Raw genomic sequence first — 16,650 nt, 5'->3', positions numbered from 1 at the left:
ATCGAGAACAGCGAGCCGCGAGACACTGCCGGGATGATCGAGCGCCATTCGGTAGCCAACCCGACCGCCGCGATCGTGTCCGGCGACAGCGAATCGCTCCGAAAGCGGCGCTCACGTGCCGCCGCTGCGCGGCCGTGCTTCGTCCAGTCGGGCGCAAAGCCGATCTGGGGCACGTTGCGGTGATCGGCCCAGCGGGCGGCGATCTTCTCGGCGCCTTTCGGTGACTTGCCGTGCATCAGCACCATGTCGGGGTGTTTGGTATGAACCTGGTCGAGCTTGTCCCAGATCAGCCTGTGGTCGATGAAGTCGAGCCGGCCGGTGAGGGCGACCTTCGGTCCATCGGGCAGAAGCACTTGTGCGTCGGCGCGTTTCCGGGCAGCAATATAGTCGCGGCTGTCGACCATTGCCGACGTGAGCGCGCGATGGTTGACCCGTGATCCGGTACGCGGTGACCAGGGCGTGCCGGTGGTGCGTAGATAATGCTCGGCGGCACTTTCGCGGAAGACCTCCAGGCTGTCGCGGCGTTCAATGAGGCTCTTGCCGACCTCGATCAGCCGCTCGAGCTCGACGACAGCGACTGGCGGAAGGTGAGCCAGCTCTGGCTGGAGAAGCCGCGTTCGATTACCGCGCCCCACAAGAGCAGCACGTTGATCCCGGAATAGGTCCGGCCGGTCGAGGCGTTCTTCGTAAGGCCGAGCGGTGCCTTCGCCGCCGCCGTGCCCCATGGTTGGACCCAGGGCACGCGCCCGGCCTCCAGCTCGGTGATGATCTTGTCGATGACCTCGGAATAGAGATTGGTCCGGTCACTCCTGGCGCCGGATTTGCGGTTCATTCTGGACATCGCGGTTCTCCGCGACGGGCGCCGGAGAGTTGCGGCCATGCTGGCTAACACTTTGGAGTCGCCGCCGGTCCCGAGAGCCTATAGTCCGGCCATTGCCGTGACCCTTTGACGACATGCACAGCAATGTCCTCTTTCCCTGCGCGCAGCGGTTGGACGCAGAGCAGGCTTGAATTGCACTTCAGGTTTCCGGCCGAGTTCCGGCTTCGTACCTTCGGCGTGGCGATGGGAGGTCGGGGAGGTGGATGTCCCTCGCCTGCACTGCAGGTTGGCCTTGTCCCGAGGATCCGGGGCGCCACCACGCCTGACCTGGTCGCCGTGACCATGCGGCACCGGAAAGTCCGCCATCGCCGAGGCTTCGGAGATCAGCGTAGAAGTCGAAACGACGCTGGGCGATGAGATGTACGATCTCACCGTCCTCTGCATCCTTCCGTAGATGCCCGTTATCGACGTCGTCATTAGCACTTGCCTCTGCTTTCCAAACAGCAAGCCTACCGTGTCAGCCGGCCATCATATCCGGCGTCCAAGCCGGCTCGTAGGTTAGCCGGACTTCTGCGTACTCAACACCCGGCACATACCAGACGCAGTTGCGCACTGCCTCCTTTAGATATTCGCTGGCCGGACAGCCCTTCGTGGTCGTTGTCATCGTCACATGGGCGATGCCGCCTTCCTCGACGAATACATCGTAGATAAGACCGAGATCGACTATGTTGCGGCCAAGTTCAGGATCGATGACCATGCGCAGTGCATCGCGGATTGCATCGCAGGTAGTCGCGTTCCCACGTTCGTTCATAGCTTCGGCCCCTTATCACCGATGCGGACGAAGATACGGAAAGTGGTTCGTGTTTCGTCGAAATTGCCCGCCCACTGGTGCCCCCGATTCGAAAGCTCCGGGAAGAGGAAGATGGGCTCACGGGAGAGAAGCGCGAACAGCACGTCGCCCGGCTGCAGCCGCTCTGCAGCCGCGAGGATGCGGACCATGGGCTCCGGGGGATCGAGCTCGGTCAGGTCGAGGTTTTCGACGGGATCGGGCCAGGAGGCCGGATTGTCGGCATCTGCAGAGACCTCGACGGAGGCTCCTGCTGCCTTTGGCGTGAACAAGATTTCCCAGTCGCCGTCTTGTATCTCCTGTGCCTGGTAGCTGAAGCCGCGGCCCTCCATGACTTTGAATAGCGGCTGCGGACGAAAGGGAGCAAGAAGCCGCAACGCTTGGGCTGGTCTCAACCCGTTCACCGCCTCCATGATCGCCTGGAACGGCTCGCCGCCGCTCCTCAGTATAGGTCGGACGTCGAATTCTCTTGGTGCTGGGTTCTGGGTTTCGATAGTCATTGATTACTCCTGTGGTCTAGAGATGGGGAGAAAGAGATGCGGCCTTGGCGCGCCCGCGGGAAGGCGCAGGGGCGCTGCGACGTAGGAGAGCATGCGGGCGCGGACGAGCTCCACCATCAGGCCGACCGTCGCGCAGAGTTGCGCTAGCGTGGCGACGCGGAACGCCGCCGGACTTTCGGCAAAGAGCGAAAGCGTAGCCGCAATCACCGCCAAATAGTAGACAAAAAACCAAATACTTGCACGTTTCTCCTCGACCAAGTCCTGAACACGCGGCACTGCGCTCCGCCCGAGAACGGGGCCATAGCATTCGAGCCAGGTCAGGAACGGAATGATCTTGTAGAGCTGCGCGAGGCCGAGGCCGGTCAACCAACCAAAGACGAAAAGGTAGACGAGAGCCGCGGCGCCTTCGCCGGCCGCGGCCCGTGTGATTGGCAGGGCGAACATGACGACGGAAGCGAAAAGTGCAGCAAAGGCCGCATAGCTCGCGCGGATGTTGAGTTCCACGATTTTGCGGCGGCGCTCACGGAACAGGCGCAAGACGTCGGCGGAATAGAGGACGGCGGCGGAGACGGCCAGAAATGTTGCGACGCTCCTCGCCCCTTCCATGCCGTCGCTGTCCACTGCAATCGAGACGATGCTGGCAACGACGATCGCCAGTGCCGCGGCGCCCGTCCACCAGACAGCCCTGCTTGTGGCTCGCGTGTCATCCGGCGCAAGCATGAACATCGGCAGCAGCCGATAGCTGACGCCGATCGCGGTGAAGGTCAGCCAGCCTCCAAGGCCAAGCGCCGCGTGCAGCGGCACTCCATTGAGGAGAAGCGCGATCGCCGCGTGATTCGTGACCGTGCCCGAAAGGACAAGCGTGAAGGCGGCGCCGGCGAGGACCGCGGCGATCAGCGCGCCGAGACCCACGGCCACGAAGCGCGCGGGAAGCGGCAGCGGACGCACCATAAGGAGCGTCGTCGCGAGCATGATGATAACGAGACCAAAGCCCATCGCCAGAAGTAGCGCGCCAGACGGCAACATGGCTGGCGAAACTCCTTCAGCACCGCCAAGTGCGGCAAAGCCGCCGACGAGCAAAAGAAGTCCGGGAATGAGCAGCGCCAAAGCCGGGGGTGCGAGCCGCCCGCCCCGAAGTGGCGCTGCAACCAGCACCGGCACGAACTGCAACAGCGCCCCCGCCATCAGCAGGCCGAGCCAACCGATGGCGACGACGTGCACAACCGCCAAGGTGCCGGGGGCTTCGACGGCGGCGAATGGGTAGCCGTAGCCCGCGACCATCGCGCCCTGGCCGACCACCAGAAAAATACAGGCGGCGGCGAAATAGGACATCGTCCATGGGGAAAGCGTGGTTCCTGGCATCTAAAATCACCGTGTTCGCTAGCGGGTCAGCGGCCGGATCAATGATCCGACCCGCAGCAGCATTCGCAGCCGGAACCGCTCTCCAGACGGGCGATCTCGACTCGCCAGACTTCGGGCCCCTCTTCCAGATAATCCCAGCCGAACTCGCCTCGGAAATTCGTTTCCAACTGGTAGTGGAGCGGGCGCGGATCATGGTCGCTGGTGATCAGCATAGAGCTGCCAGCCCGAAGCGTTCCGAGCATTTCGAAGATGCGCGGATGACGCTCGCGCGGCGGGACGGTGCGGACGTCGATGGATGGTTTCGGCTGTGTTTCTGTCATTGTGGTGGAGTTCTCTGTCGACCGCCCCTCGTGCATTCCGATGCGGCGGCGGCTGGAACCGGATCGGAACTTGCTGACCTTATCCCTGCGAGGGCAGTCACACTTTGACGGGGAGCAAATAATTGGAGAAACGGTCTCAGACTGTGTTCCGGGCCTCGAATTCGGCTCGACACGCAAGTCCGGCACCATTCAGCGATTCGGCTATGAAGTCCGTAACCAGCCGCGACGGACGCCCCAATCGACGAAACGCTGCTGCTTTCGATTGACGGGACCTTCCGGCGGGCGGCTAATGATCGGGGTGTTGTCCACGCTGGAGGATTCCGTGCTGCTCAAAGGCGATCGAACGTCTATTGTGCGCGACATGGGAGGTTTTGTCGTTCGCGTCAACATGCCCGGATGGCTGAAACCGAGGCCAACGGATCACGGTCACGGTCCGCTTGCCATGATCGTGGAATCGAGCCTTGATCCCGGACGACTCATCGCAATGCACGAGCACCGGAATGACGAAATCATTTCGTGGGTGCCCGACGGCGTCATGCGCCACGACGACAAGACTACCGGCCGCCTGGTAACGGACAGCAGGCATTTAATGGTGATGAACGCCGGACGCAGTTTCTGGCATTCTGAAGAGACGTTGTCATCCGATCCGCCCTTGCGCATGCTTCAGATCTTTGTCCGGCCGCGTGCAGTCGATCTTGATCCCCGAATACAGCACGGGCCGATCCCCTCGCAGAGCCCAAACACCTGGCGACACCTGGTCGGCTCTGAAGAAGGCGACGCCCCTTTCCACGTTCGTAATACAATCGACCTGTTTGACATCCGGCTCGAGCCAGGTGCGAGGTTAGTATTCCCGCATATGCGAGGTCGCAACCTCTACTTCTATGTTTTCAGCGGGTTGCTGCTTGCGGAGGACCAGACGTTTGCCGAGGGCGAGCAAGGTCTGCTGCTTTCCGATCGGGCGCTATTGCTAGAATCGAAGACCCGGAGCCTTGCTATCGCATTCTTGATCGATCCTGACGCACCGATCGCGCGGAAGGGGACGGTGGGCGACCACCGAAGAATCCCACCAGCCATCCTCATCCGAGTGCTGAAGAAATGGAGACAACTGCGGAATTGGAGGCAGTCTTCCTAAGTGGCCAGCCTCTTAGTCCCGTGAAACGGGTACAGCCCGCAGCATACATACGAGAAGGCGCAAAGAAGGGGTAAGCCGAACACTGCCCTTACCTCAGGTTTGCCTCGACCGACTGATTTCCTGCAGGGCACCGGCAATCCAGGATCGAAGGAAGCCCGGATCCTGGCGTTCCGAGCTTAATCATCTTCAAACTGCATTTTTCGAAATACTAAGCATCGACACTGAAATACTTCTCCCCCCTCGCCAAACAGAAGGCTCTAAGAGAAATATGGGGAAGGTGTGCCGTCGCCGAAAGGATGTTATCCGAATTCTGTAGCGATAAAGTAAGAGTCTATCGATAATTTGTACTTTACGTTTCCTGGTCGGCGAGAGCTGAGGGCAAGTCACACCTCAGTTTCTACGTTCCTAATGGCATTTCTCTCCCACACTGGGCCGCCTTCTGCGTGCTCCCGAATTATCTCGCCCCGGAGTTTGCCAAGTCGATGAAATGATCGGCTTTCCGCAGTAGTTTGGCAGAAAATGTTGGCGGCCGCGTCGCCATGGTCGACACCACCGAGACCTTGCAGCCCTTTCGCTGCAAGGCTGCGACAAGGCTTGTGAAGTTAATGTCGCCGGAGATGATCCGCACTCTTGGCCAGTTCCGATGGCGTCAACCGCCAACTCGACATCCATATTTTTTCAATTTTGCGTCGCCCGAGCTGTCGGTGAATTCTCTGACCGGCTTGGTGACACCTGGTATCCGTTGTAGTCCGGCCAGTTAACTTGCGGTGGTGCGAAGCCGAGCGCCTTCGAGGCTGTGTAAACGTTGCCGCCGATGAGGAGCGCGATCTTCTCCCGCTGATCGAACATGGCCGCTCTCTCCCTCGCGGACCGGGCTCCAAGGTCCACTCGGCCTGCGCGCGGGGTATAAGTCTTCGAATGGTGTAATATACGCCGGAAGTGCTTCAGTTGCGCGAAACCCTTCGGCATATCTTACCCATCGACCCGACGAGTGCCTCGACCACCCGGAGACCGGTTTGGTGCTGGATGAACCGGTGTCGGCCTGGCTCGCCTTGCTTCGGCGATGCGCTGACGGATGCCGGAAACATCGGCGTCGCCTCGGTGATCACGACACCTGCTCCGACGCTGAATGCGGCCGTTCCCACTATGCAGTCGACATCGTTGACATCGCTCAAAGAGGAGGCTCCGGTTCGCCCCTAAAATGGCCCCAATCAAGGTTCGACCCACCAGAAGGATTCTCCATGCAACCGGCTCTTGTCGCAAAATACGGCGAGGCACGCCTGCCCCGCTACACAAGCTATCCGACGGCGCCCCGCTTTTCGCCCGCCGTCGACGCCAGCACCTATGGCGACTGGCTCGCAGCCATCGCGCCGGGAAAGCCGACGTCGCTCTACCTGCACATTCCTTTCTGTCGATCGATGTGCTGGTACTGCGGCTGCCATACCACAATTACGCAGCGCGACCAGCCAATCCTCGATTATCTCGACATGCTTCGTGAGGAGGTCCGTATAGTCTCGGCAAACACGTGTGCGCCGCTCAGCATCGACCACGTGCATTTCGGCGGGGGCACGCCGACAATCATGCAGCCGGAGGAGTTCCGGGCGCTGATAGCACTGCTGCGCAAGCATTTCCAGTTCGCGAGCACTGCTGAGATCGCCGTGGAAATAGACCCGCGAACCCTCGAGCCGGAAATGGCGACGGCCCTGGGCGAAGCCGGTGTCCGTAGGGCAAGCCTCGGGGTGCAGAGCTTCGATCCGGTGGTACAGAAGGCGATCAACCGGATCCAGAGCGAAGAGCAGACGATGGAGGCCGTTTCGCGCCTGCGTCAGTCCGGTATCGACAGCATCAATTTCGATCTCATCTACGGCCTGCCGCACCAGACTGTCGAATCCTGCATCGCGACCGCCGAGGCGGCGATCCGGATGGGACCCGAGCGCTTCGCAGTCTTCGGATACGCCCACATCCCCTCGTTCAAGAAGCACCAGAAGCTGATCGACGAGCAGGCGCTTGCTGACGCGGAGGGCCGCGTCGCCCAGGCCGAGGCCATAGCGGCGACACTTGCCGCCGCCGGCTACCGCCGCATCGGACTCGATCATTTCGCCCTCGCGGACGACAGCCTGGCGATCGCGCAGGCGAGCGGTCGATTGCACCGAAATTTCCAGGGTTACACGACCGATGCCTGCGAGACTCTCATCGGCCTCGGTGCGTCGGCGATCGGGCGGATGGACGACGGCTATGTGCAGAACGAGGTGCCGCCGGGCCTGTACGCGCAACACATTGCCTCAGGTCGGCTTGCAACGGTGAAAGGCTACCGGATGACGCGAGAGGATAGGTTGCGGGCAAGCATCATCGAGCGGCTGATGTGCGACTTCGGCGTCGATGTTCCCGCTCTCGCCACCGCGCACGGCTTCGATCCGGAGATGCTGCTCCGCGGCAATACCAGGCTCGCAATGCTACAAAGTGACGGCATCCTTGATATCGCCGACGGCGTCATACGGCTGCGCGAAGGGAGACGCTTCCTTGTCCGTGCCGCCGCTGCGGCCTTCGACGCCTATATCGATCAATCGGGACGGACGCATAGCAAGGCGGCGTGAAGGCCGCCTCAAGCTGAGAACAGAGAGGCCCGGCATGTACGCGCATACCGGGCCTTCCGTCTCGCGGCCTGCCCCCGCCTATCTTACAAGGCCGCGATAGATCGCCGGCAGGGCTGCAGGCAGCCTGCCGATGTTACTGACGACGGCGTAGCCGTTCTGACCGAATATGGCCGGTAGATAGGATCTCGCCTCGCCATCCACTGTCACCCCGAAGACGCTGATGCCCGAGCGGCGCGCTTCGCCGACTGCGCGGCGGCTGTCCTCTAGCGCGAAACGCCCCTCGTAGTGGTCGACATCGTTGGGCTTGCCGTCGGTCAGGACGATTAGGAGCTTGCGGCGGTTCGGCCGTTCGATAAGCCCCGCTGCGGCGTGGCGGATGGCCGTGCCCATTCGGGTGTAGTAGCCGGGTTTCAGCGCCGCGATACGCGCCTCGATCGTCGCGCTCATCACCTCGTCGAAGGCCTTCACGGTCTCCATCCGCACCCAATCCCGCCGTCGGGACGTGAAGGTGAGGATTTCATGGGCGTCGCCACAGGCCGAAAGCCCATGCGCCAGCACCTGAAGCGCCTGCTTCTCGACATCGAGGACGCGAAGATCATCGAACCAGGCGTCGGTCGAGAGCGACACGTCCACGAGGATCGTCACCGCAAGGTCGTACGCCTGGGGGCGGCTCATCATGTGGATGCGGTCGCTGCCCTGCCCACCGGCTCTCAGGTCTGTGCGAGCCCGGACAACCGCATCGAGATCGAGATCGGCGCCGTCGATCTGCGCCCTCAGCATCTCGTGTCGCGGCCGCAACACCTCGAACTGACGACGCACACGCCGGATCAGGCTCTTCGTCGTCGGATTCGCTTCTCCCGGCAGGCCTTCCGCCGAGGCGGGCGCCGCAAGCACCCGGCAATGGTCCTTAAGGTAGCCGCCGCTGCGATAGTCCCATTCGGGATAGGTGACTTCCGCCATGAGCGGCGTGCGGTCCAGCGCTTCCGGGGGAAGGTCGAGGTCGAAGCGAAAGCGAGCGGCCGGGCGCCCGTTGCGTTCGCCGAGTGTCATGTCGTCGAGCTCGTCGGCGGCGCTGGCGTCGTGGTCATCGCTGTCGTCCGCCGGACGATCGACATTGACCATTTCGGCCATGGCGAGGATCTTTTCGAAGCGGTTGAGGATGAACGGGCTCCGCTCGGACTGGCGCTGTGCCTCGCGTGTCGCCACATGGCGCGTCGTCTCCGGCCCTCCCACTCTGTCGCCACCGCGAGCGGGCTCGTCTTCGCCGTTTCGCCGCTCCGTCTCTTCACGCAGGAGCGCGTCGGGCCAGAGCGGCACTGGAAGCATCGGCAGGTAGCCGGGTGGCGCATTCCGGGGAAAGATGACCGGCGGCACGTCGTCGTTCAGGCCGGCGCCGTCTCTCAGCATGTAGATTATCCGGTTTTCGACATGCTGCTCGACCGAAGGAAGCGAGCGCCGCTGTCGGACCTTGAGCACCGCCCTGCAGAGACGACGATAGCGTTGGCGCATGGCGGGATAGGTGGCGAGCACCGACCTTACCGTCTCACCGGCACGCGAAAGGAGTGCCAGATCGCGCGATAGCGGGTCGGCGGCGCCGACGGGCTTGAGCGGCATGACCGCCATCATCGCCGCCAGCCAGAAATACAGGTCGCGATTGAGACGCCGCAGGGGAAAGAGATCGACCTCTGCTGGCATCATCAACGTCGCATGGTCGCGCGCCGGCTGCACGAGCTTCTCCTCGCCAAGGCCCATGCGCTGGCGCAAGCGCAGCCGATGCGCGGAGGTCCGGCCGCGGGCGGGTGCGATCTGCACCGCCCGCTCGCCGCCAAGACCGCGGAAGTATACCGCGAGCACGGCCTGGACCTCATCGAGCCGGACCACCTCGTCCGGGAAGCGCGGCCAGGTGCGCGTATTGCCGATCAAGCGGTGCCAGGCGCGGCCGACCGTTTCTTCAAGTTCGAGGAAGTCCAGCATTTTCTTATCCCTGGCGGACGACCGCGTCCGCGATCTCGATGAGCGCGGCCTTGACGTCCGGCTCGTCGGTGAGCGGTTCGATCATCGTCGCCAGGACGGCGTCGCGCACCGACACTCCGTTGTCGATAAGGCTGGAGCAATAGACGAGCAGGCGCGTCGAGACGCCCTCCTCGAGATCATGCCCCTTAAGACCCCGTAGCCGATGTGCGAGATCGACAAGCTGGGCAACCCGGCTCTCGTCGAGCCCGCTCTCCTCGGAAACGACGGCAATCTCGCTCGCCCTCGGCAGGAAGTCGAACTCGATGGCAACGAAGCGCTGCCGCGTGCTCGGCTTGAGGGCCTTGAGCAGGTTCTGGTAGCCGGGATTGTAGGAGACCACCAGCATGAAGCCGGGCGGCGCCTCCAGGAGCTCGCCGGTGCGTTCGAGGGGCAGGATGCGCCGGTCGTCGGTGAGCGGATGCAGCACCACCGCGACATCCTTGCGGGCCTCGACGATCTCGTCGAGGTAGCAGATGCCGCCCTCGCGCACGGCCCTGGTCAGGGGGCCGTCGACCCAGACGGTGTCGCCTCCTTTGAGGAGATAGCGGCCAGTCAGGTCTGCGGCGGCGAGATCGTCGTGACACGACACGGTCGAAAGCGGCAGGCCGAGCTTCGCCGCCATATGGGCTACGAAGCGCGTCTTTCCACAACCGGTCGGACCCTTCAGCAGAAGCGGAAGCTGGCGCGTCCAGGCGCTTTCGAAGAGCTCGCATTCCCGTCCTGAAGGGGAATAGGCCGGGATAGCCGAGTCCGGAATGGGCGGAGCCTTGAGGGCGATGTTCATGAACAATCTCCGAGTTCGAACTTCAAACGAGGCGGCCGGCCAAGTGGGCCGGCCATTTCCTTTCATTCGGCGGGTTGGACGGCTTGGTTGAGGGCCGCGCTGGCGCTCCTGCCGGGTACAAGGACTGCCCAGAAGAACATCAACGCCGAGATGAGTACGACGACGCCGGATCCGAGGCGGATCCAGTAGAAGAGGGCCAGTTGCTCCTGCACGGCCATGAAGCTCTCGCCGAGGACGCGCTGCAGGTGGACCTGGACGACACCGGCGAAGGTGAGCGCAAAGGTCATGACGGACATGGCGCTGCACATGGCCCAGAAGCTGGCGATCGACAGCCACTGGTTATAGGGCGCCCGTCCCTTGATTTCCGGGATGGCATAGGCCATCACGGCGAGGTTGAGCATCACATATGCGCCGAAGAAGGCGAGATGCCCGTGCGCAGCGGTGACCTGGGTGCCATGGGTGTAATAGTTGACCGACGAAAGCGTGTGCAGGAAGCCCCAGACGCCGGCGCCGAAGAAGGCCATCACCGAGCAGCCGATCGACCACAGGAGCGCGGCCTTGTTCGGATGCTTGCGGCCGGCCTTCCAGGTCATGACGAAGGTGAAGGCCACCATGGTGAAGAAAGGAGCGACCTCGAGCGTGGAGAAGAGCGAGCCGATCCACTGCCAGTAGCCCGGTGCGCCGATCCAGTAATAATGGTGGCCGGTACCAAGGATGCCGGAGAAGAGCGCCAGGCCGACGATGACATAGAGCCACTTTTCGACGACCTCGCGGTCGATGCCGTTGAGCTTGATCATCAGGAAGGCCAGAACCGAGGCCATGATCAGTTCCCAGACGCCCTCGACCCACAGATGGACGACGTACCACCAGTACATCTTGTCGAGCGCGAGATTGACCGGGTTGTAGAAGGCGAAGAGGAAGAAGATCGCCACGCCCCAGAGGCCGAAGATCAGGATGTTCGTAACCGTGGTCTTGCGGCCCTTCAGCACGGTCAGGGTGATGTTGAAGAGAAACATCAGGGCTACTACGACGATGCCGACCTTGATCGCGAAGGGCTGCTCAAGAAATTCGCGGCCTTCGTGGATGTGGAGGAGATACCCAACGACCGCAATGGCCGCGGCCACCAGGAAGATCCAGAACTGTGCGACCGCAATCTTCGGGCTATAGAGCTCCGTCTCCGCCTCTTCCGGGAGCAGGTAATAGGTGGCACCCATGAATCCCATCAGCAGCCAGACGATCAGCGCGTTGGTGTGCACCATGCGGACGATGTTGAATGGCAGCAGTTCGGAGAGCGTGTTGGGAAGCACGTAGATGATGCCGGCGAGCACGCCGAAGAGGATCTGGGCGAGAAACAGGCCGAGCGCACCGTAGAAATACAGCATCGCGACCTTCTGGGTTTGATATTTCATGTCTTTTCTCCTTGTCCCGTCGTCTCAGCCGGCCTCGTTCGGGGGCCACTTCTGCGTCTTGATGCGGCTCGTCCATTCGAGGAAATCGGCAAGGTCGTTCAGTTCCTGCTCGGTGAGATCGAACTGCGGCATCTGCCGCCGCCCCTCGGCGCCGGAGGGCTGCGCCGCCATCCAGGATTTGAGCGTCTCGCGCGCGCCTTCCGGGTCGGACTCGCCGCCCCACCTCTTCCAGACATTGCCGAGCTCCGGCGCGAAATAGGCGCCTTCGCCGAGGAGAGTGTGGCAGTTGATGCAGGAGTTCTTCTCCCAGACGTGCTTGCCGCGCGCCACGGAGTCGGTCAGCGTCGACTCGTCGGTGGATACGGTTCTCATGTAGTAGTGGCTGTGGGCCGTCAGGCCGACAAAGATCGCGAAGAAGAAGATGGAGCCGCCGTAGAAGACGTTGCGTGCCCCTGTCTTGGTAAGGCGTTCTGCCATCCCGTGGTCCTTTCAATTCCCGCAGGCCGCATTGCGCGGGCCGGCCTGAGCAATTCCCGCCGGTCGGCCGCGGATCCCCCCGCCCACCGGTAAACGCGATCTCTTCTAAGGTCTGCGCGCCGGCGTTCTTTGCGTTTCGGCAAACAAGTGACGAAGAGCCCTTCAACCGCCGGGCGAGACGGTCGCGATGAGCGCTTTTGCCGCAGCCGCGAGTGCAAAGAAGAACGGCCAGGCGATAAGGCCGACCTGCAAGACCCGCGGTCCCGAACGCAAGCCTAGAAAGTCCAGCACGACGAGACGGGCTTTCAACAACGCGAGCGTCAGCAAGGCGAGCGTGACCACCAGCGGAGCTGCGGGATCCTGGGCCTTGAGGGAGAGCAGCATGCCGGCGAGAACCATCAGGACAAGGACCATCCAGGTCCTCTGCAACTGTCGGGGGTCGTGGTCGGTCATGGTGCTCAAACCAGATAGAGAATGGGGAACATGACGATCCAGACGAGATCGATCACATGCCAGAGGGTGGTAACGAGGTCGACATTGGCGCGGCGCGGCTTCCAGGCGACGACGAGCAGCACGATGGCGACGAAGCCGACATGGACGAGATGAAAGCCGGTCAGGAGGAAATAGAGTTCAAAGAATGAGTGAAACGCGACCTCGCCAGCAAAACGGATCTCCGTGCCGTACTCGTAGATCTTTATGGCAACGAAGGCGAAGCCGAGAAGCGCCGCCAGCACAAGTGCCCGGCGCCGCCTGGCGACTGACGCGCCCTTTCCTGCCGCAACCGCCGCCTGCCAGCCGCTCGTTAGCAGGACGAGCGTGTTGAAGGCGGCTATAGCCGGTTTGAGGTGCAGCCGTGCGACGGCGAAATCGTCGGCAGCAATCAGCGAGGCGACCAGGAAGGCGGCGATAAGGATCCCGAAGGCGGCGAGCTCGCTCCAGATCAGGACCCAGAGGATGAACGTATCGGCTTCCTCTTCGTCGGCCGCGCCGGCCGTCATCGCGTTTTCCATGCCCCATCTCCGCATCGGTTGCCGAAGCGGAATAGGAGAAAGGAGCGTCCGGTTCTTTGCTCTCGATCAAAGACCGGTCCAGCCGACCCGCTATGTTCCGACGAAAAGGAGATCACCATGTCTGATGCGCAGATCGGCATCTCGGTAGCCACCCCGATCATCATCATCTTCGCGCTCGTGCTCTATCGCATGGGTGTCCTGCAACGGACTGGAACGGCCGCCGCCGTGCTGGCGTCACTCGCCTGCGCCGCCGTCTTGTTCATTGAACGCTGAATGCGGGAGAAACAACGTGGCTATCTCATCTCCGCTCCATCGTCTTGAGGCGAAGTATGGCGAGTTGCTCGCGCTTTGCGATGCGGTCGAGTCCATCATCGATTCGCTTGGGGGCCCCATGGACCGGGACCTCTGCATAGCGACCGCGGCAAAGATCCGATCATTGAGCCTTGGACAAACGTCCAATGAGCCGCAGCCTTCGGCACTTGATGTACGTACGACCCGTGCGGGTCGAGCAGTCGCCCTAGACGGTAGCCACGTCGCAGACACGCTCCGATCGGCCGCATCAGATCGATGCGCAGTTTCTTGGGAGACAGTCGCTTTGATGCTACACGCTTTCCTCGAGGGGCTCCGCCACCATGTTGCAGCGGAACAGGCAATCATCGCCGCGATAAAGCGGTCGAATACAGCGCACTGAGGAAGACGACTATGGCCGAGTTCCTTCTGGCACTGTTTGTCTTTCTCATCCTTCACTCGGTTCCGGCGATCCCCGCCATCCGCGAGCGGCTGTTGATCCTGCTCGGCAGGGCGGCCTATTTCTCGATCTATTCGCTCGCTTCCATACTCGCACTCGCTTGGGTGCTCTACGCAGCGCTTGACGTCGACTATATCCCGCTCTGGCAGCCTGCCGCCTGGCAGGCCTGGGTGACCTTGATTGCCGCTCCAGTCGGCGTGTTTCTCGTGCTTGCCGGTCTCTTCAGTATCAATCCGCTATCGGTCTCGATCCGCCAAGGACAGAGAGTGGGCTCAATCGTCTCGGTTACTCGCCATCCGGTTCTCTGGGGGTTCGCCATCTGGGCGATCGGCCATCTCGTCGCCAACGGCGACGTGCGCTCGCTGATCCTCTTCGGCGGCTTTGCGCTTTTTGCTCTCGGCACCATACCTATGATCGAAAAGCGCGCCCGGCGCCGACTTGGAGATCAATGGCAGCACCAGTCTGCGAAGACCTCCATTCTTCCGTTCGCCGCCCTCTTCTCAGGGCGCACCCTTTTGTCCGGCGACACGCCAATCGCCATCGCCACCGCGGCAACGGCACTATTGACCCTGTGGCTGCTTGCCGGAGGCCATGCCGCCCTGTTCTATGCCGACCCTCTCCTCCTCGCGACGGCACAATAGTTGGCCATGCCTCAGTCCATCTCAGTGGCCTCCCGACCCGAACTTCGGACGTAGCGGATTCAACCGTCTTGCTTGGCTTCATGCCGCTCGCCACCAGCGGTAATGCGGCGCTTGTCCACCCGGAACCCTATCTCGCCGCAGTGTGCTGACGGTGGGACTGCGGATCCCATTCGGTTGTAAGTGGCTCCCACGGCAGGCCGACCAGATCGATCGCGCGCGCTGCAAGATGGTCGATGATCTCTTCGACGCTTTGCGGCCGTTGATAGAAGGCCGGCACCGGCGGCATCACGACCGCTCCCATTTCGGTAACTGCCGTCATGTTGCGCAGGTGACCGAGATGCAGCGGCGTCTCGCGCGTCATCAGCACGAGCCTTCGCCGCTCCTTGAGGTGCACGTCCGCCGCTCGCACGATGAGATTGTCCGCAAGACCGGCAGCGATCGCCGCCAGAGTCCGCATCGAACAGGGGACGACAATCATACCTGCAGTCCTAAACGAGCCGCTAGCCGTTGCCGCTCCGATGTCCCGTATTTGATAGCTACGATCGGCGGTCGTCAGCAATTGATGCAGCGCGTGCGGGCCGACCTCGTGGAGCAGCGTGCGCCTTGCGGAATCCGAGACGATCAGATGCGTCTCGACGGAAGGGATTTCCGCAAGGCGCTGGACGACCCGGAGCGCCAGCGCGGCACCGGATGCCCCCGAGACGCCGACCACGACCCGTTTCTTACTCATCGCGTTATTCCCAGGCCCAGTTCAGTCCAAACTTGATCGACCTTCCCGACAACTTCCGCCGACATCTCAAGCACGCGTCCCCATTCGCGGGTTGTCTCCGGCTCGAGCTTGCGCGTCGCGTCGAGACCGAGCTTGCCACCGAGCCCCGGCTTCGGAGACGCGAAATCGAGATAGTCGATCGGCGTGTCGTGGAGGATGGTCACGTCGCGGCTGGCGTCGAACCGGGTCGACAGCGCCCAGATGACGTCGCTCCAGTTCCTGACGTGGATATCGGGGTCGACCGCGACGATGAGCTTCGTATAGTTGAACTGCGGCAGCATCGACCAGAGCCCCATCATGATACGCTTCGCCTGACCGGGGTAGCGCTTGTCGATGGAGACGACCATCGCACGATATGAGCAGGCCTCCGGAGGCAGGTAAAGATCGACGATCTCCGGGAACTGCCGCTTCACCAGCGGCAGGAAAAGCTCCATCATAGCCTCGCCGAGCTTCGACGGCTCGTCGGGCGGGCGGCCGGTAAAGGTCGAGAGATAGAATGGCCTGCGGCGCATTGTGATCGCCGACAACGACATCACCGGAAAACGTTCGACGGAGTTGTAGTATCCCGTGTGATCGCCATAGGGACCCTCCTCGGCGGTGTCGTCTGCCGCGACGACCCCCTCGAGGACGATCTCGGCATTGGCCGGAACAGACAGCGGCACCGTGACCGCCGCCGCGACCGCTGGCCGCTCCGCCTTCAGCAGCCCGGCGAAGGCAAGCTCGCTCATGCCTTCCGGCAGCGGCATCACCGCGGCGAGGGTCGTTGCCGGGTCGGCGCCGATGGCGACCGCCACCGGCATGGCTTCGCCGCGCTGTTGCCACATGCGATGGTGTCGAGCGCCGCCGCGATGCGCGAGCCAGCGCAGGATGAGCCGGTTCGGTCCGAGCACCTGCATGCGATAGATGCCGACATTGACGTCGCTCGGATCGTCCGGCGCACGGGTGATCACCAGTGGCCAGGTGACGAGCGGCGCTGGCTCTCCCGGCCAGCACCATTGGATCGGCAGCCGCGAAAGGTCGGCCTCCGCGCCGCGCCACACCGTTGCCTGCGCCGGCGGTCGCGCGACGCTTCGCGGCCGCATCGCAAACGCGGTCTTCAGCAGGGGCAGCTTTCCCCAGGCGTCCGACAGCGATCGCGGCGATCTCGGTTCCCGCAGTTCCGCCAGCATTTCCGCAAGGCCCGGAAGACCCCCTGCGGGCAGCCCTAAACCCCACTCTATCCGC

At 62.5% G+C, this 16,650-nt stretch carries 19 protein-coding genes and 2 pseudogenes; 4 read left to right on the top strand and 17 right to left on the bottom strand.

Features of this window, described 5'->3' with window-relative positions:
- Window positions 1-122: 122 nt before the first annotated feature.
- The 6 genes and pseudogenes from AC6CIG_RS26940 to AC6CIG_RS26915 all read right to left on the bottom strand — a co-directional run.
- Window positions 123-578: pseudogene (locus tag AC6CIG_RS26940) on the bottom strand (DUF2493 domain-containing protein); the annotation flags it as partial.
- Window positions 569-841: pseudogene (locus AC6CIG_RS26935) on the bottom strand (ArdC-like ssDNA-binding domain-containing protein); the annotation flags it as partial. The pseudogenes AC6CIG_RS26935 and AC6CIG_RS26940, both read right to left, overlap by 10 nt.
- A gap of 496 nt (window positions 842-1,337) precedes the next feature.
- Window positions 1,338-1,631 carry a metal-sulfur cluster assembly factor gene (locus AC6CIG_RS26930; protein ID WP_102763132.1) on the bottom strand — a complete coding sequence of 98 codons (294 nt, stop codon included), beginning with the start codon at window positions 1,629-1,631 and terminating at the stop codon, window positions 1,338-1,340.
- A complete protein-coding gene (locus tag AC6CIG_RS26925) occupies window positions 1,628-2,167 on the bottom strand; it encodes a DUF2249 domain-containing protein (protein ID WP_102763133.1) in 540 nt (179 codons plus the stop codon). Before AC6CIG_RS26925 ends, AC6CIG_RS26930 begins: the two co-directional genes overlap by 4 nt.
- Window positions 2,168-2,170: 3 nt before the next feature.
- Window positions 2,171-3,529, bottom strand: coding sequence for a hypothetical protein (locus tag AC6CIG_RS26920; protein ID WP_102763134.1), 1,359 nt, complete (start codon window positions 3,527-3,529; stop codon window positions 2,171-2,173).
- 38 nt (window positions 3,530-3,567) lie between these two features.
- Entirely contained in the window at window positions 3,568-3,849 is a 282-nt protein-coding gene (locus AC6CIG_RS26915) for a DUF2249 domain-containing protein (RefSeq protein ID WP_164867084.1), read from the bottom strand.
- A gap of 322 nt (window positions 3,850-4,171) precedes the next feature.
- Here AC6CIG_RS26915 and AC6CIG_RS26910 point away from each other — a divergent pair, with 322 nt between their 5' ends.
- Window positions 4,172-4,981 (top strand): pirin family protein, encoded by an 810-nt coding sequence (locus AC6CIG_RS26910; RefSeq protein WP_498324186.1) that lies wholly within the window; start codon window positions 4,172-4,174, stop codon window positions 4,979-4,981.
- A 454-nt stretch (window positions 4,982-5,435) separates the two neighbouring features.
- Here AC6CIG_RS26910 and AC6CIG_RS26905 read toward each other — a convergent pair whose 3' ends face one another.
- The 3 genes from AC6CIG_RS26905 to AC6CIG_RS26895 form a co-directional block, all read right to left on the bottom strand.
- Window positions 5,436-5,609, bottom strand: a complete 174-nt coding sequence (locus AC6CIG_RS26905) for an NYN domain-containing protein (protein WP_498324154.1) — start codon at window positions 5,607-5,609, stop codon at window positions 5,436-5,438.
- 50 nt (window positions 5,610-5,659) lie between these two features.
- Complete coding sequence (locus tag AC6CIG_RS26900; protein ID WP_498324153.1) at window positions 5,660-5,830, bottom strand: hypothetical protein; 171 nt, start codon at window positions 5,828-5,830, stop codon at window positions 5,660-5,662.
- 95 nt (window positions 5,831-5,925) lie between these two features.
- Window positions 5,926-6,156, bottom strand: coding sequence for a hypothetical protein (locus AC6CIG_RS26895; RefSeq protein WP_127712398.1), 231 nt, complete (start codon window positions 6,154-6,156; stop codon window positions 5,926-5,928).
- Between the two features lie 66 nt (window positions 6,157-6,222).
- On the opposite strand from AC6CIG_RS26895, the gene hemN reads away from it, so the two are divergent.
- Entirely contained in the window at window positions 6,223-7,575 is a 1,353-nt protein-coding gene (hemN, locus tag AC6CIG_RS26890; protein ID WP_127712397.1) for an oxygen-independent coproporphyrinogen III oxidase, read from the top strand.
- A 78-nt stretch (window positions 7,576-7,653) separates the two neighbouring features.
- Here hemN and AC6CIG_RS26885 read toward each other — a convergent pair whose 3' ends face one another.
- The 6 genes from AC6CIG_RS26885 to AC6CIG_RS26860 all read right to left on the bottom strand — a co-directional run bounded on the left by AC6CIG_RS26885 (window position 7,654) and on the right by AC6CIG_RS26860 (window position 13,268).
- Entirely contained in the window at window positions 7,654-9,549 is a 1,896-nt protein-coding gene (locus AC6CIG_RS26885) for a nitric oxide reductase activation protein NorD (protein WP_498324152.1), read from the bottom strand.
- Between the two features lie 4 nt (window positions 9,550-9,553).
- Entirely contained in the window at window positions 9,554-10,372 is an 819-nt protein-coding gene (locus tag AC6CIG_RS26880) for a CbbQ/NirQ/NorQ/GpvN family protein (protein WP_102763139.1), read from the bottom strand.
- Window positions 10,373-10,434: 62 nt separating this feature from the next.
- Entirely contained in the window at window positions 10,435-11,781 is a 1,347-nt protein-coding gene (locus tag AC6CIG_RS26875) for a cbb3-type cytochrome c oxidase subunit I (RefSeq protein WP_498324151.1), read from the bottom strand.
- A 24-nt stretch (window positions 11,782-11,805) separates the two neighbouring features.
- A complete protein-coding gene (locus AC6CIG_RS26870) occupies window positions 11,806-12,258 on the bottom strand; it encodes a c-type cytochrome (RefSeq protein ID WP_102763141.1) in 453 nt (150 codons plus the stop codon).
- A 162-nt stretch (window positions 12,259-12,420) separates the two neighbouring features.
- Complete coding sequence (locus AC6CIG_RS26865) at window positions 12,421-12,711, bottom strand: cytochrome C oxidase subunit IV family protein (RefSeq protein WP_102763142.1); 291 nt, start codon at window positions 12,709-12,711, stop codon at window positions 12,421-12,423.
- Window positions 12,712-12,716: 5 nt separating this feature from the next.
- A complete protein-coding gene (locus AC6CIG_RS26860) occupies window positions 12,717-13,268 on the bottom strand; it encodes a cytochrome c oxidase subunit 3 (protein ID WP_102763143.1) in 552 nt (183 codons plus the stop codon).
- A 117-nt stretch (window positions 13,269-13,385) separates the two neighbouring features.
- On the opposite strand from AC6CIG_RS26860, the gene AC6CIG_RS26855 reads away from it, so the two are divergent.
- Window positions 13,386-13,541: a hypothetical protein gene (locus AC6CIG_RS26855; RefSeq protein WP_498324150.1), complete on the top strand. Its 156-nt coding sequence runs from the start codon at window positions 13,386-13,388 to the stop codon at window positions 13,539-13,541.
- Between the two features lie 429 nt (window positions 13,542-13,970).
- Window positions 13,971-14,657, top strand: coding sequence for an NnrU family protein (locus AC6CIG_RS26850; protein WP_102763145.1), 687 nt, complete (start codon window positions 13,971-13,973; stop codon window positions 14,655-14,657).
- 127 nt (window positions 14,658-14,784) lie between these two features.
- On the opposite strand, the gene AC6CIG_RS26845 is transcribed toward AC6CIG_RS26850, so the two are convergent.
- Window positions 14,785-15,387 carry a UbiX family flavin prenyltransferase gene (locus tag AC6CIG_RS26845; protein ID WP_102763146.1) on the bottom strand — a complete coding sequence of 201 codons (603 nt, stop codon included), beginning with the start codon at window positions 15,385-15,387 and terminating at the stop codon, window positions 14,785-14,787.
- Window positions 15,384-16,650, bottom strand: a 1,267-nt coding sequence (locus AC6CIG_RS26840; RefSeq protein ID WP_498324149.1) for a UbiD family decarboxylase, incomplete at its 5' end; no start/stop codon positions are given. The genes AC6CIG_RS26840 and AC6CIG_RS26845, both read right to left, overlap by 4 nt.

The sequence above is a fragment of the Sinorhizobium sp. GQ132 genome (genome assembly GCF_059758575.1).
This window is presented reverse-complemented; position numbering and strand designations above follow the sequence as displayed.